The organism is Clostridium sp. C2-6-12, assembly GCF_009928485.1.
Taxonomy (GTDB): domain Bacteria; phylum Bacillota; class Clostridia; order Clostridiales; family Clostridiaceae; genus Clostridium.
In genome coordinates, this window is sequence record NZ_JAABNP010000035.1 from 1 (window position 1) to 15,369 (window position 15,369).

General features: G+C 34.2%; 19 protein-coding genes and 1 pseudogene. 2 read left to right on the forward strand and 18 right to left on the reverse strand.

Annotated features, from left to right (window positions below; all coding sequences use genetic code 11):
- Positions 1–556: 556 nt before the first annotated feature.
- The 11 genes from GXK56_RS28635 to GXK56_RS22130 form a co-directional block, all read right to left on the reverse strand.
- Positions 557–688 carry a hypothetical protein gene (locus GXK56_RS28635; protein ID WP_279283250.1) on the reverse strand — a complete coding sequence of 44 codons (132 nt, stop codon included), beginning with the start codon at positions 686–688 and terminating at the stop codon, positions 557–559.
- 56 nt (positions 689–744) lie between these two features.
- Positions 745–1,614, reverse strand: a complete 870-nt coding sequence (locus GXK56_RS22085; protein ID WP_160691527.1) for an alpha/beta hydrolase — start codon at positions 1,612–1,614, stop codon at positions 745–747.
- 33 nt (positions 1,615–1,647) lie between these two features.
- On the reverse strand, positions 1,648–2,064 hold the full coding sequence (locus tag GXK56_RS22090; protein WP_160691529.1) for a GNAT family N-acetyltransferase: 417 nt from the start codon (positions 2,062–2,064) through the stop codon (positions 1,648–1,650).
- An 85-nt stretch (positions 2,065–2,149) separates the two neighbouring features.
- Positions 2,150–2,653, reverse strand: coding sequence for a GNAT family N-acetyltransferase (locus GXK56_RS22095; RefSeq protein WP_160691531.1), 504 nt, complete (start codon positions 2,651–2,653; stop codon positions 2,150–2,152).
- 545 nt (positions 2,654–3,198) lie between these two features.
- On the reverse strand, positions 3,199–3,693 hold the full coding sequence (locus tag GXK56_RS22100) for an ATP-binding protein (RefSeq protein WP_074441034.1): 495 nt from the start codon (positions 3,691–3,693) through the stop codon (positions 3,199–3,201).
- Positions 3,694–3,737: 44 nt separating this feature from the next.
- Entirely contained in the window at positions 3,738–4,322 is a 585-nt protein-coding gene (locus tag GXK56_RS22105; RefSeq protein ID WP_074441033.1) for a GrpB family protein, read from the reverse strand.
- 94 nt (positions 4,323–4,416) lie between these two features.
- Positions 4,417–4,911, reverse strand: a complete 495-nt coding sequence (locus GXK56_RS22110) for an HD domain-containing protein (RefSeq protein ID WP_008981870.1) — start codon at positions 4,909–4,911, stop codon at positions 4,417–4,419.
- A 37-nt stretch (positions 4,912–4,948) separates the two neighbouring features.
- Positions 4,949–5,689: a class I SAM-dependent methyltransferase gene (locus GXK56_RS22115; protein WP_008766909.1), complete on the reverse strand. Its 741-nt coding sequence runs from the start codon at positions 5,687–5,689 to the stop codon at positions 4,949–4,951.
- On the reverse strand, positions 5,670–6,539 hold the full coding sequence (locus GXK56_RS22120) for a nucleotidyltransferase domain-containing protein (RefSeq protein ID WP_007897428.1): 870 nt from the start codon (positions 6,537–6,539) through the stop codon (positions 5,670–5,672). The genes GXK56_RS22115 and GXK56_RS22120 overlap by 20 nt, the downstream gene beginning before the upstream one ends.
- 15 nt (positions 6,540–6,554) lie before the next feature.
- The gene (locus tag GXK56_RS22125) at positions 6,555–7,538 is read right to left on the reverse strand and encodes a PD-(D/E)XK nuclease family protein (protein ID WP_243156222.1); all 984 of its coding nucleotides are present in this window, start codon (positions 7,536–7,538) and stop codon (positions 6,555–6,557) included.
- Between the two features lie 49 nt (positions 7,539–7,587).
- Complete coding sequence (locus GXK56_RS22130) at positions 7,588–8,100, reverse strand: hypothetical protein (protein WP_067424354.1); 513 nt, start codon at positions 8,098–8,100, stop codon at positions 7,588–7,590.
- Positions 8,101–8,345: 245 nt separating this feature from the next.
- Between GXK56_RS22130 and GXK56_RS22135 the strand changes: the two genes are divergently transcribed.
- Together GXK56_RS22135 and GXK56_RS22140 are read left to right on the forward strand one after the other, a co-directional pair.
- A protein-coding gene (locus GXK56_RS22135; protein WP_160691608.1) for an IS3 family transposase occupies positions 8,346–9,520 on the forward strand; the annotation gives its coding sequence in 2 pieces (ribosomal slippage) (positions 8,346–8,613 and positions 8,613–9,520; 1,176 coding nt in all).
- A gap of 260 nt (positions 9,521–9,780) precedes the next feature.
- Positions 9,781–10,044 carry a zinc ribbon domain-containing protein gene (locus GXK56_RS22140; protein ID WP_160691535.1) on the forward strand — a complete coding sequence of 88 codons (264 nt, stop codon included), beginning with the start codon at positions 9,781–9,783 and terminating at the stop codon, positions 10,042–10,044.
- 248 nt (positions 10,045–10,292) lie between these two features.
- Here the strand turns inward: GXK56_RS22140 and GXK56_RS22145 are convergent, their stop codons facing one another.
- The 7 genes and pseudogenes from GXK56_RS22145 to GXK56_RS22175 form a co-directional block, all read right to left on the reverse strand.
- Positions 10,293–10,706 carry a DUF1492 domain-containing protein gene (locus tag GXK56_RS22145; protein ID WP_042357512.1) on the reverse strand — a complete coding sequence of 138 codons (414 nt, stop codon included), beginning with the start codon at positions 10,704–10,706 and terminating at the stop codon, positions 10,293–10,295.
- The gene (locus tag GXK56_RS22150) at positions 10,703–10,921 is read right to left on the reverse strand and encodes a hypothetical protein (RefSeq protein ID WP_000338537.1); all 219 of its coding nucleotides are present in this window, start codon (positions 10,919–10,921) and stop codon (positions 10,703–10,705) included. Before GXK56_RS22150 ends, GXK56_RS22145 begins: the two co-directional genes overlap by 4 nt.
- A pseudogene (locus tag GXK56_RS22155) lies at positions 10,921–11,319 on the reverse strand (DEAD/DEAH box helicase); the annotation flags it as partial. The gene GXK56_RS22150 and the pseudogene GXK56_RS22155, both read right to left, overlap by 1 nt.
- Positions 11,320–11,548: 229 nt before the next feature.
- The gene (locus GXK56_RS22160; RefSeq protein WP_160691537.1) at positions 11,549–12,568 is read right to left on the reverse strand and encodes a hypothetical protein; all 1,020 of its coding nucleotides are present in this window, start codon (positions 12,566–12,568) and stop codon (positions 11,549–11,551) included.
- The gene (locus GXK56_RS22165; protein WP_160691539.1) at positions 12,565–12,861 is read right to left on the reverse strand and encodes a DUF4314 domain-containing protein; all 297 of its coding nucleotides are present in this window, start codon (positions 12,859–12,861) and stop codon (positions 12,565–12,567) included. Before GXK56_RS22165 ends, GXK56_RS22160 begins: the two co-directional genes overlap by 4 nt.
- A gap of 139 nt (positions 12,862–13,000) precedes the next feature.
- A complete protein-coding gene (locus tag GXK56_RS22170) occupies positions 13,001–14,524 on the reverse strand; it encodes an antirestriction protein ArdA (RefSeq protein WP_160691541.1) in 1,524 nt (507 codons plus the stop codon).
- A 14-nt stretch (positions 14,525–14,538) separates the two neighbouring features.
- The gene (locus GXK56_RS22175; RefSeq protein WP_160691543.1) at positions 14,539–15,228 is read right to left on the reverse strand and encodes a hypothetical protein; all 690 of its coding nucleotides are present in this window, start codon (positions 15,226–15,228) and stop codon (positions 14,539–14,541) included.
- Between the last annotated feature and the right edge of the window lie 141 nt (positions 15,229–15,369).

A 15,369-nucleotide genomic window follows, 5' to 3' on the forward strand; every position in this document is an offset into this window, starting at 1 on the left:
AAACTATAGAAATTAATATAATCCGCTTACGCGAAAGCGGCTATGATGTTAGCATAATAAATTAAACTGTCAGTGGGTCAATTTTATGTGCAAAAGTGGGTCAAAAGTACTTGACAATCTACAATGAATTTTAGGCATCATATTTTATCTTTTCATTCGTAATAAAACAAAATGCTCTTTTTACATATTAATAAATTTAACATTTTTAATATGTAAAAAGAGCACAATATATAAGAACACTTTATATCTACACAAAGAATTGGTTTAATATTTTAAGCTCATCATTATCAGTATTGCTACTTTTTGCATAGGAGAGCTACACTCTCCACATGGCCCGAGTTGCCATTATTGATGTCGGCGTTCTCGGGAACAGGTCAACTATTTCTGAGTGTTTTTGCGGTATGTGGAAACATATCAACGATTTTGCGGTTCTCGGAAACATATCAATAAGCATCTCATAAAAGTATCATGGGAGAAGGATCTAATACTCCTCGAACTCATTCATTAAATCTTCTATATATGGGAACAGTGCCTCATCATCAAATCTTCCAAGTCTTCAATGGTTTCTTCTGTCGACAAATCTATATTTTACATCTTTAGTATCAGAGGCTATTTCAACCACATCGACTGAATCTTTAGGCTCTGTTTTAAACCAATATTGATGATTGAACAAAATCAAAGTGGACACTTGATTCATCCACTTTTAGTTCGTCTAAGGAATATTACGTAATTACTAGTCTATTTTCAATTCTGTGCATTTTTATTTATAAAAGGTAATATTGCATCTATAAAGGACTGCTTATCCTGCATATAAAGAGCATGCCCAACGCCTTTTATTTCTACATGTTTTACATCATTATTCAATTTCTTAATAAAACCTATATCAGTATCCCTTATTAAACTTCCTTGACCTGAGTCCCCCTTTACAATTAAAATAGGACATTTGATTAAAGGGAATAATCTTTCCACATCATACTCTTCATAGGTATTATCAAAATCATCTATTATAGCACTAAGCATATTAGGGTCATTCTGTTTTAAATTTTCAGCCATAAACTCGAACCAGGGATGATTTTCACCATAAGCCTCTGCCGCTGAAACGGTCCCTTCTCTTTCTTGCACTGGAACTTGCATCGCTTTTAATTTTTCCATAATTTCATCTAATGATAGTTTTTTTGACCATTCTCTCCATAGGATGGTCATTTCCTTCTGACTCTCGGAATGATTCCTTAATACCTCCAATGATATTGGAGAATCTCCTACTATCAATGCCCTTACCTTGTCAGGATAATATGCCGCTAACAAAATCCCTATTATGCCGCCAAGTGAGTGACCTATAACTATTGTACGCTCTTTAATGCATTTCTCTATAAATTCTTTAACATCAGGTATATAATCTTGTATTTTATAATTATTTTCTGTGCGACCTGATTTCCCATGCCCTCTAAGATCTAATGCATAGACATGAAAGTCTGCTGATAAATCGTCAATTATATCTCTAAAACTTTGCCACCTAGAAGATCCACCGTGCAATAGCAATATAGAAATATCTGAAACTCCTTTCTCTACATAGTTCAAATTTACTTTCTCTGTATTAAAGGTTTTTTCTTCCATATTGCTCCCTCCCGAAATCGAATTGCCGATTTATTATTCACTCAAAGTTTTCTTAAAATAATACTTTGTATTGCCTTCTAAAGGAGTGTCTTTAACTGTTCCTACAATCTCATATCCATGTTTGATATAAAAATCAGATGCTTGAAAATCAAATGTGTCTAAATGTATTATTCTTACACTACTTTTTGCAGCTATTAATTCTAATTCTTTTAGAAGCTTACTGCCGTAGCCACATCCTCTTAGCTGCTCGGAAACCCATAAAATTTCAATAAAAATGCTGTTTCCAAACCTATGGCTTAACAATCCTCCAGTTACCTGGTTATCTCTATCTTTTAAAAGTAATGATATTTCCTCAAAGGATGCATTGACCTTATTCTTATTATATGAATACAATGAATTTCTAATGTAATCTGCATTTTGTATATCTTCATACACTCTATTTATAAACATTTAGTTTCTCTCCTTATTATTTATTTATTTTTGCCCAATGATAATACTGAAATTGAAAGCTAACCTCAAGATTGAAGATGATTCTTTAAATTGAGTATAAATAAGTTAATATATTTCTGTTTCTGCTATTATAAAAATCTTTTTCTTTTTTCATTCCTATTTTTTCTGCAACTTTCCTTGATGCCTCATGATTATATGGCATATTGGCACATAATCTTTTTATACCTAGGCTAGTAAAAGCATATTCTTTGCATGCATTGGCTGCCTCAGCGGCAAACCCTCTTTGCCAGTATGGAAAATGAAGTATATAACCTAAATCATTTTCTTCCTTACCATCAATTTCTTTAATCATGATTCCGCAATCTCCAATTAACATACCATTGTCTTTTAAAATAACACCCCATCTTCCAAACCCTAATTTACTATATCTTTCAATATTGTCGTAAACCCAGTTTTCAGTCTGCTGTAAAGTGAATGGTACAGGCCAAAAATTCATTGTCATTTGATCTGATAGAATTACACTTAATTCCAGCACATCATCCATTGAATATTCTCTAATAATTAATCTTTCTGTTTCGATTATATTCATTAATGAAACACCTCCTGATAAATTTAAAACACCGATCTCTACATAGTTAAAGATTACTTGTCATGCACCAAAAGTGCTTGCTTTCATCTTCATTCCATATATCAAGTATTATAGTATAGTGCTTGATAAACTAACAGTCTTTAACTTTTTGTAATTTTATGGTATAATATATATATAAAGTTACTTCATCATAATATACAATTGTACATTTATTCGACCATACAATATATAAACATACAACTCCAATATCTTGCATAGACTTAATTACTGTTTATATGTTTTCGAGAACAATAAAATAAGGATTTTCTGACATTATCATCTCCAGCAGTGTAGCTGAAAGAAAATCTCAATGTCTGAAAACCCTTTATTTATAATCAATTTCAGTGGTGCCTATTTCTTAGTTATTAACGCAACCGATTCAATATGCTCTGAGATGACAATAATGATATCACCTGAAGCTGGTATCCCCTTGTTGGAAGTATATCTTTCAAAAAATTTGACAAAACTTATCATCTAGTACAATTTCCATGCCTAAAACCACAATATTAATATCCCTCGACTACTATAACTTCACCTTCTTCAGCAGTTGGGGGTTGAAAATGATCATAATAAGTGGAAGCTGTTTGCTCCGTCAATATGATATCATTTTGATGATTTCCGTTTCTTTTTCGAATACGTTCCATAACAACTTCCTTAGGTGTCTTTATATAATAGATTTTGGGTTCTATGTCGTATTTCTTTAATAATGAAATATATTCATTTCTCATTTCTCTAGACCAAAATGAATAATCGAGAACAATATCAATGTTTTGCATGATAAGTGAAATTAGTTTTTCATCAAGATAGGTTTTAATATCTTCTAAAACCTCCTGAGGTAAAGGATGTTCTTTCAAACCTCGTTTGAATGATTCTTCATCATAAGATAGTATTGTCATCCCAGTACTTTCAAATTTTTTTGCTAGTGTTGATTTACCTGCTCCCGCAGGGCCGCACATTAAAATAACTTTACTTTTTGACAAATTATCTACTGTATTTTTCATTGATATAACCTCCTATAACAAACCAAGAAAACATGACACTCTCCTTAAGCATTATTACCATTCGCTCTTTTCATGATTTCCTGTACTATTGATGTTTTAGCATTCGCATAGTGCTGGACATGCCTCCATTTATTCTTTGCCAAGCTTCGTTTGACTTGTGCATATTTGTCCCGATCAGTATCATTAGTCCGCAACCAATCACGGAAGCGTAACATTCTATCAATCTCTGATGTGCCCAAACTGAACACATGCAGATTAATATCGGTATCCGGTCCTTTAAACAAACGATGCTCAAACCAGTCAGGTTCTCGAATCTGTAGCACATATCCGGCCGCTTCCAACACTGGAACGTAGGATGACTCATCAGCAGAATCCTTAACAACCAACAGTATATCGATGATTGGCTTTGCACAAAGCCCAGGAACCGAGGTTGAGCCCACATGTTCTATTTGCAACGCTTTGCTGCCGAGTACTGAATGAATCCGGTTCGATTCCTGCTCAAACAATTCAGGCCAACTTGAATCGTATTCAACAAGAGTGATCGGTGCATTGTGCGGCTTAAGCTCACCAACCGTATTCTTTTGCAACTCATCATCCGTTGTAGGCATGGAGGTATTATTAGATATCATCTTATCGCACTCCTTTGCTGCTTATTATCTAGGGTTAAACTTAACTACTATTTTTTCTTTGCGATATAAAATACATAACTGTAATAATCTACTACTAATCTAAAATAAAGCGATTATAAGCTATCCTTTTTCCTGTGTTTGTTTTAAAGTTTTCATCTATACACTTTTTTATCTTTTCCTGTTCTTTTTCTTTATCCATAACCGTTAAATTTTCAAGCAAATCAGCTTCCCATTGTATTTGAAAATCAAGTCCATCAATTTTAGATGGAGTATGATGGTTGCCTATTATAAAGCATATTCTATCAATATTTTTGTTATAGCCTACCTTTTTTAATATTTCTTTCGCTACTTCTGGTCCTTCCTTTTCTTGATAGACACCATCAATAGAACCGTATTTTTTTTGTGCTTCAACCGCACCAATATCATGTAGTATAGCAATAATACTGATGAATTCTTTTTCTTCCTCTCCGATATTTTCTCCTTTCATTATATCTTCTGCATTTTTCAAAACTTTGAGAGTATGCTCTATGCCAAAAGGAATTTCTTTGAATACTTCTTTCATCTCTATAATAATTTTTTCTTTAAACATAAATTACCTCCATTTATACCTTATAGGTGTTTTAGTTCTATCTATCCACTTTTTTGTTCGCCGATACAATCAGCATCATGGGACGGCGCATTTCATCCTGCATCCCCGGAATATCCATCATGTTTTCCGGCGGCTGCGGCTCCACAATATGATTTATTATAAAACCATTTGAAAGCAGTGTATTTAGATATGTGGTCAGTGTTCTATGATATTTTGTAACCTTTTCTCCCAAAAACACAGCTGTCCGTTTGCCCTCATAATAATAATTATCCACCGGAAAATGCAGTATTTCTCCTTTTTCGTTATAATGCCAGTCTTGTGTTCCATAGGCAGTAAAAACAGGATGTTCAACCGTAAAAACTAGCTTACCACCAGACTTCAGTATTCTATATATCTTTTTTACTAAAATCTCATAATCTGCTACATAGTGAAACGCAAGTGAACTTAATATTACATCAAAACTCTCCTCTGGGAATTCCACATCTTCTATAGCACAGCATTTATATTCAACCTGTGGAAAATGTGTTTTTTCTTTGGCTACCTCGAGCATTTTATGAGAAATATCAACACCTACAACAGAAGAAGCACCGTGTTCCATCGCATAAATACAGTGCCATCCATAGCCGCATCCTAAATCAAGCACACGCTTATCTTTAAAATCCGGCAGCAGCTTTCTCAATGTTTCCCATTCTCCTGCACCGGCTAGTCCCTGCTGTGAGCGACTCATTTGACTGTATTTTTGAAAAAATATATTATCATCATATTTGTTTTCTTTCATCTGAATTCCCCTCGTTTAAAAAGTTATTTATCTCCGTTGCAATTTTTTTCACTTCTTTATAAAGCTTCTCGGTCATATCGTAGCATTCAAAAAGTGAAAGACCGAGTACTTCAAAAATATGATTAACCCTTTCGGCATATTTTTCAGGTTTATATTCAAAAGTTTCAAGCAGTTTTATAGCTTTCTTTTCGTTAATGCAATAAGCATTATTGCATGCAAATAGTACTTGATTTAAGCATGAAATAATACGAAAAACATGGCCTGCAATATAATATTTATCCTCTGCTCCCGCATTTGCTTTTACAAACATTAAAGAGAACTCTGCTTCAAATATAAAAAAGTTTATCAAGCTCTTCTTTAGAGCACCAGGGTAAATTTCTGCCTGATTTTTTAATTCGCATAAGCTTTCATTCTTAGCATATTGTATCTTGCTGATCGCCAATTCTCCACGATACATAGCACTTATATAACCATGGGGATGCCCAGTCTGATAATTGGCAGTAACAATTCCTTGCTCCGTATCTTTGATTATTTGTTCCACCCGTTTTATATCACGTAAAATCAAGTCAACATGATACCCGTTTATAACTAACCATCCGCCGCCATTAACCCAATCACCCCACGCTCCGGGAGGTACAACAAGGTCGTTTCTATTCTCATCATCCAATTCTGTAGCAATTTGATTAATCGCTGTCAGGTCAAATGATTCTGAATTGTAATAGATTCCGATATCTATATCAGAATCCTCTGTATGGGTGCCTCTTGCACGTGAGCCCCCTAATACAATGCCTTCTATGCAAGGCAAAGAAGATAATTTCTCTGTTACTATTTGAATTACATTATCTACCATACGAACACACTCCTTTTATCGATTAAAGACAAAATACTTGTCTCCTCTCTTTTTCTTTCCGTAGTTCTTCGGGAAGTAATCCTTCCCGAGCTGCCAAACATACTGGTCGATTTGCTTCAGGCTAAATTTATCCAAGCCATAGAAGGCACGGAAATCAATCAGTATACCTTTGAATTTAACATAGTCTTTCAAATCACCATCTTGGAAATCTGAGAAGCTATCACGATTTCTAAAATAGCGAAGTACCTCATCGACGTAGCTGTCATAAATCGGATAATCAAGTGGATTGTGATGGCTACAATACTTTGTGGCAAAGGAGTAAAAACTCTTCTCTGTATCACCGATAGGTACATACTGGATATCTCCAACAAGAGTAACATCACCAGCCTTAAGCCTCGCATCAATATCCAAAGCGCATATGTGCTTAGCTACTGGATAGATTGAGAAAATATTCGTACTATAAAAATCATTAAGCGTTGATGCCTTCAAAAGAACATCGATTATGTCTGTATTCTTCGGGCATAGCTCAAAGAACAGTTTATTAAGTGCATCCTCCTGCAGGTGGTAGTTCTCAAGGCCATCCAACTTAGCAAGATAAAACTCCACCTGCTCAATTGATGGATCAGGAACATCAACATCCATTTTCTTCTTACGAGTATATGTACGATTAGCAGTATTTTCATGCTTGGGCGTTGATCGCTCGGCAGCTCCATCAGAAGCTAAGAGTAAACGGAACCTTCTTAGATGAGACAAGTAACTATTAACAAGTGATTTAACATTGCCGGTCGAATTCTCAGAAAGAGCCTTTATTAAGGAATTCTTCGCCTCATTCTCGAAATCAGTAGCAGTCACTGTATTCCAGAACAGGTCTTTGCTCCCTTTCCTCCAAAGGTAGAAGGTGTCTGTGTAAGCAGTATTGATTGTTAACTTTGAAATGTTCTGGCTATATAAGAATTCTCTGTATAAAGAACGCAGTTCATCATATGATAAATCTTTCATTTTGTTTATATTCAAAGTCAAACCCCCTTTACTTTACTCTTTGCTCCTTTTAATTACAAAAACTCGATTTATATTTCATCAGTGTATCTTCTACCTCGTGCCAAATTGTTACCGTTTCACCGTCATCCTCAAATACTTTACCGTGACTTTTAGGTCCATCCAACTTCATCTGTGAGTAATTATTCTTAAAAGTGGGCACATACAGTTCTGGGTTGTTTTCGTCACTGCATAAACGCTCCATCATATTTATGGTAGCACGACCTGTGGCAGCCACTGCCTTAAAATAAGCACGAATGATTTTGTGGTTATATTGATTCGGCTTTATAGCCCATACTGGGATTCGTTGATTTGCTTTTCCGTAAAAATCCTTGTTTGTATCTTCATTCTGTTTTGCTACAGTTTTTGGGTTATAGGCTTGTGATGCCTTTTCAAAAGTTTTTGCAATATACCAACGCATACAACTTTCCACTGCAGCATCTTTTGTTTCATTTGTTAAATTCAATGCGATGCAGAATTTTTCATACACATCTGCATCTACTGTAAAGGTCACGCTCTTACTCAAAGTTTACACCTCCGCTATTACTCTATAGAAAATTATACCACTAATTTATATTTTGTAAATACTAATATACTAATTTGTATTGACTCATAGAAGTAATATGAAAAACACCCTGCATTTCCGGCAAGGTGTTAGATTCAAATAACATTTTTCTTTTCATTTCAATTTTTAACGTCTATACTAATGACCCTTACCCACTTTGATAGACACGAGGAACTCGTGTTATATTAGAAGTGAAGGAAGGATTGATAGTTAGTATGAAAAAGCAATATAGTGCAGAATTTAAAATTGAAGCAGTAAAGAGATTAGAAAAATCAGGAGAGCATTTAAGTAAAGTAGCAAAAGAATTAGGAGTAGCACCAACAACAATGAATGGTTGGGTAAAAAAATATAAAGAATCACCTGTAACTCCTTTTCCAGGGAGTGGACATCTTAAGCCAGAAGATGAGAGACTGAGAAAATTAGAAAAAGAAATCAGAGATCTTAAAGAAGAAAATGAAATATTAAAAAAAGCGGCAGCCTACTTCGCCAAGAACCAAAAATAAAAAGGTTTGAGTTTATCAAGGCTAATTGCAAAAAATATCGAATAGCGAAGCTATGCAGTGTTCTTGAAGTATCTAGGAGCAGTTATTATGCATGGGATAAGAGGCCTGAGAGCAATAGATCTAAGGCGAATAAAATACTATTAGAAAAAATTAAAGATATCCACAATGAGAGTAAAAAAGTCTATGGTTCTATAAAAATTAGAAAAAAATTAAATGACGGCAAGAATCCTCCAGTAAATCATAAACGTATAGAACGAATAATGAGTGAAAACGGCATAAAATCAAAGGTTACAAAAAAAATTAAGGCCACTACTAACTCAAATCATAAACTTCCAGTAGCTCAAAATATTCTTAATAGGGATTTTTCTGTGGAAAAACCTAATGAAAAAATGGTTAGTGATATTACATATATATGGACTAATGAAGGATGGCTTTATGTAGCGGCAATAATGGATTTATGTGGACAAAAGATTGTTGGTCTATCAATGAGTGAAAGAATGACAAAAGAATTAGTAATAAATGCGTTAGATGACGCGTATAATCGTGCTGAAAGACCAACTGGTGTTATTTTACATTCAGATAGAGGTTCTCAATATTGCTCAATAGATTACCAGAATTTAATAAAAAAGTATGGTTTTATCTGTAGCATGTCACGTAAAGGTAATTGCTGGGATAATGCTCCTATGGAATCGTTTTGGGGGAAAATGAAATGTGAATGGCTGTATGAAAAACAATTTAAAACACGTGATGAAGCACGTGCTGCTGTATTTGAATATGTTGAAATATTTTACAACAGACAAAGGATACATGCTTCAAACGGTTATATAACTCCGGAACAGTATTATAATAATGCAAATAAAGAGTTAAAAATAGCATAGATTTTGAAATATTAAGATATTCTACGAATAAGTGAGATATTACGAGTTTAAGCTGTCTATTTTATTGGGGAAAGGGCAAACTTCTGCTAACATCATTTGTATTTGAAATGAAAGAGACTTATGATAGTTTACGACTATCAAAATTCAATGTGTAGTCCATTTTCAACGAGGTGTATGGTTAAATGTTGAAACAGTGATATTTTTTGTAGTAAACTAAATTTTTAATTAAAATTATTTACCTTAAGAAAGGAATGACAAAAATGACAAAAGTAACAATGTGTCAAAGTTGTGGTTTACCTTTTAACGAAGAACACGCACATTTCATAGCAATAGAACCAGACGGAAGTAAAAGCATCTACTGTACAAATTGCTATAAAGACGGGAAATTCATTCACCCTAATCTAACTATGCAGGAAATGATAGAGATGCTTGTACCTGTTTTGGGAGAAGCAATGGGCGAAGAAAAAGCAAGACAAGAATTGACAACTTTATTACCAACCCTTAAACGTTGGAAAAAAGAGTAATCCTTTTAAAAACCTACACTTACCAAATTGGATGGATTGTTAAATAAAAATGGAGGGAACCTAATAAAGAGGGTTCCCTTTCATTTTTATGCAATTATCAACATTTAATTATAACAGAGCCTAATTTAATAATCATTAAAAAGGAGAAACTAATTATTTAAATCACTGTAATTTTCATACAATGACTAAGGTAATGGTGAAGAGGGCCTTTTAACCCTCTTCCTGCACTATTTTCCGGTTACTCCTTTTTATTTTGGAACCTTTAAATGTTGCAAAGCGGATGAGTGGAGTCTGTGTACGGTTCTCATAGAAACATTAAGGTTGACACAGATTTCTTCCCAGTTAAGAAAGTTAATGTATCGGTAGCGAAGAAGCAGCTTCTCATCCACATTTTCCATCTGGTTAATCGCTTCACGGATATCTGATTTAAGCTTTATTAATCGCTCAACCTCATGTTGTATCTGTTGCTCCAAATCTATTATCCTAATCACATATTTTTCAAAGGGTGGGTCAGTACTCTTGGTTCGACTGACTTTCTCATCAAGCACAGGGGATGAAACACTTCTTGATAAATCCCTTAAGTTTTGCAACTCTTCAAGGTCGGAGTTAATCAATTCATTCAAACGGTAAGCCTGTTTTAAGAATTCCTTAGCTGTCATCATCGCACCACCTCCTCTTGTAGTTGTTGAATTAACATGTCAGGGTTTAGAGAGGTGAGGACATTGAACAATTCAGAATGAAAGAAGCACTCAACCTCACGTTTTGTATATAAAGCAGAATCATTGCGAGGGTGTTTTGCTAGTCTTTTCAGTGCAAAACGATAATCTTTAACTGCCTGTAGAATAATGGCATTCGCCAGTTTTTCAAATGCATCCATCATACAGCATCCCTCTCTTTCCCAAGATTTGCTTTGACAGCATTGATAAGGTCGGACTGTGTCTTTTCCTTTTTCTTCAAAGCATTCATAACATCTTCATCAATCGTGCCTTTAGTAATAATGTGATGGATAACCACGGTTTCATTTTGTCCTTGTCTCCAAAGTCTCGCATTGGTTTGCTGATAGAGTTCCAGACTCCAAGTAAGTCCAAACCAGATAAGCGTTGAACCACCACTTTGTAAGTTAAGGCCGTGTCCCGCTGATGCAGGATGGATAACCGCTACAGAAATATCGCCGTTGTTCCAATCCTTAATATCCTTGGAAGTCTTAATTTCTCGTACATTGAATTTTGCCTTAATACGCTCTAAATCGTGATTATACCAATAGGCAATAAGCACTCTTTCATATAAATTAAAAAATCATGTTCCACCTCCTCGCCTCCTTTCTCATGCCATGTTTCATAACACTGTGGATATGATTGTTTTTGAGCAACAAAAAAAGACCGACTGCTATGCTGTAATTTACAGCAAACAATCGGCCTTTTTATTTTCGGGTATAAAAAAACACGGATATCTTCCGTGCTACCTTAGAATATTAAGTTATGGGATATATCTATAAGAAAATTTACTACTCCATTGATATTCCCATACTATCTAGTTTTTTACTGAATTCATAGTGAAACTGTTCCCCGTTTGATTTTATAAAACCATTTTTACAAGGCACTAACCCTCTATTATCAATATCTGCTTTTGCATATAAGGTATAATCAAAATTATCTCCAAGTATGGTATCAGGTTCTACAATACCATTCTTTCTCGCAAGTAATCTACCATAGTTTTCAAGTTTGTCCTCCTTTGGAGCAAAATCATAACAATTTAAGTTCTGTGAAATATCTAGGGCAAAGTCAAGCCTAGTACAGACTTCAAGTTCCATTGCTGACTCTAAATGCTCTGTAAAGAAAGCTCTCCCTTGTCCTTGCTCATCACAGACATATCCAAAGTTATTACTATCAGATATTAATTCTTCTATGGAGTCATATTGTTCTGCCAGCTCTTTAATATTAGGGAATACACACTTTGCATCTAATAAGGCACATCTACTCCACTTATTTGTACCAAGTGCATCTAAGGCTATTGCCATTTCATCAGGTTCTAAACTAGAAAATTCATAGTCAGGCAAGTTTATCCATACACCTTCAGGATAATCTTTACTTCCCACTTTAATTTTTACAGTCCAATCATCCCCTATCATCTCATCTGAATTTGTGCCATCATAGATTTGTTTGAGACTATTTATTTGATATACATAGCCTTTATCCGTAAATATCCCATTGAAATCTTCATGGTATTCACTTCCAAGCTGCTTGGTTTTAATAAAGGGAAGTATATCATCCGATGCACATTCCTTATGTCTTGCTATATATTCTCCAAGAGATTCATTATCAGTAGCTTTGTAATGAAAATCAAAATTACTAAGTTGCTCTGTTAGATTTATCAAATCTGATGCATTATTGACCTCCACAATCTGAACAGCACCCTCTAGAATATACTTTTCTTTGACTGACATTTCAGCAAATCTCTTTTCTAGATATTCATTTTCTTTCTCTGTTCCTTCAATATCTTTCCATAGATATTCTAAGTTTTTCATAAACTCATTCCTCCCATACCTTGTGATTGCTCTTTTAAAGGCTCATCTGACTCTTTAATCTCTTCTTTCTGTGGACGAGATAGCACTTTGAAATTACCTTCTCCAGGAATAAGACCAAGACCTCTGCCATTATCCCATTTCATGTGTATGGTTCCAATGTCATCTACCCCTATTACCGTTCCCTTTGTTCCTTTTTCAACACCTTGCACATCATCCATTGCCTGAATTAATTCAATTCGTGTACCTACAGGATAGCCATTCTTAATTCTTTCTACTTGATTTCTATTATTCAAATTTCATACCTCCCATTTTTTGATTTTCTTTTATACCTATTTCTTCAGCTGTTTTAATAAACCAGTTATCGCTGTTCCAAAAGCTAACATAAATATCTCCCATATCGGTACTGATTTCTCTCTGCTCAAAACCCTCTGATCAGCCATCAGAGGCCTGTCCAGTAATGTTATCTTTAATCTTTTCAAGCTCTTTAGGAGATAAATCATCATTTAGAGTAAGAACAGCCACACCCATTAATTCTCCCTCTACAAGCTCAACGGAAAATACATACTTTGATACTTTTGCATTGACACTATCGTGGTCGTCGTAATATCTCATCAGACCTCTTTGTTCTTCTTCTGGAAGATTATCATCTTCTATTGCCTTTAGGATTACATCTAGATACTCAGCTATTTCAGCATTTGAAATTTCCTGTGGTTCGTTTGCATATTCTTTATAACCATATTCATTTTCTATATCATATGTTGTTATCCTAAGAGGCATATATAGTTTTAAGGTTTTTGCTTCTTCTTGTTCAGGAAATACCATTCCAAGATTTTCAAATAATAAATTGGCAAGCTTTTGATTATAGCCATGGTAAATGATATATCCTTTCTCTGAAAACGCTCCAAATTCATGTGCCATTTTTTCCTGTCCATATCTTTTAAAGTCAATGTATTCTTCAAGATTCGAATCATATTCAAAATGTCCTGAGTCACAAATCATATATCTGCCATAGCTTTCTACATTTTCGATACCATCAAAGAGTTCAAATTCATACATAGAATCTGCTAGTGCAAAAATTTCATCAGCAGTTCTGGGGTTAATATGGTCCATAAGTTTTTCAAAAAATCCTATATCCCGACTGCCCATCTCCTGATAATATTCTGCTAATTTATTTAAGGTGTCTATCTTAATTAATGGTGTTGTATCAGCAGAAATAATATTTATTACCCTATCTGAAAAGTTATGACTATCAATTGTAACTTCACAATCATGTAAGTAAGGAGTTTCTAATCTCATCAGTGCTTTTTCAATTTCAACATCAGAACAAGGAAGATAGATAAATTCATTCGCACCTTTTGCGGCCAGCTGTATTGTTGCTACAGTTTCTTTCCAATGATATGGAGGAAACTGCTTGCCATTATATATTTGCTCCGACTCATTTGAATTTTTATATAGGACTCCATAAGGAGTAATTTTAGAATTAGGATTGCTTTTTATTACATCCATTGCATAGGAGCCACCGTCAAGCTCTTCTAATTCTTTTACTGCTACTGCTTGCTTTTCCGATAGGTATAACTCTTTTCCTACGGTTTCTAAATTATTAAAGTCACTTACAAGGCTATAGCAATGAGTATTAAAGTTTAGATTGATTAATTCTGCTATTGTTTTAGAATTATCTGCAAAGGCTAAAGCAAAGAATACTTTTCTTTCCTTTGTATCGAAACTATCCATCCTCTTAAATAAGTAATTTAATTCATCAATGTTGCACTCTTTACCTTTTAAAACTTCATTCATGTCTGAATCATAGACTACTTCTTCAATATAGCAGTTAGGAGTAGTTGAAGTTTCAAGTTCCAGCTGATTATATACATTGGATACTTCGCTTTCATCATAAGGGAAATTAAACATAATTGACTCATCTTCTTTTCTGTCGACTCTTTTTAATCTAATTAGCATACCTTTCCTCCATTCTATTTTTTAATTGAAAATACATCTGCACCATACTTTGCAATTAATGATGCATTGATTATTATCTTAAATGTAGTATCATCAATGAGTTCTCTATCTGCTATCTCACTGATTCTTATATATTCTTTACCTGTTGATATAGTTTTTGCTGTTTGGTAAAGGGCATAGCCAGCTGTACTGATTTGTCTAAGATGTATATTTGAGAAATTAAATCCATTTAGGCAAACTGCATGTTTTGAATTATTCCATAATAATTCATCAGCAGTTAGGAGAAATATTACCGCAAGGTAGCTTGGTGACCTTTCCCATACTTCAACATCTTGCATATGGTGTACATGATAAAACCTTTCCTTATGGATATGATTTAAAAATAGTTGACCAGTAAATCTGCCGCTAAGTAATTTCAATCTGTCTTTCAGAGCATAATTTTTTATTCTTCCAAAGCAATCTCTTATCAGATCTGTGTAATTAATTTCATCTGCCTCTTGTTTTTCTTTGAAACAAAAGCAGTCATTAGGATTGCCTCTGCTTTTAACCTTTGCTACACAGCCATTACAAATATTAATACCTCCCTTACAATTAAAATGATTATTAATAACTACTCCACTTCCTCTTGGAGAAAAATTAGGTGCTAGCATCATCAGCTGCTCTATTCCTCCCAGTGATGTACCATACATAAAATATCTTGACATTGTTCTCAGTCCTTTCTTTCTATTAGTTTTTGAAATAAAAAAGAGGCGAAGACTATCGATCATAAGTTGACCGAAGACTTCGCCTCTTTGGGTTTCTGTATTTAGTTTTAGATTTATATAAAACAAATGCACCAAGATTTA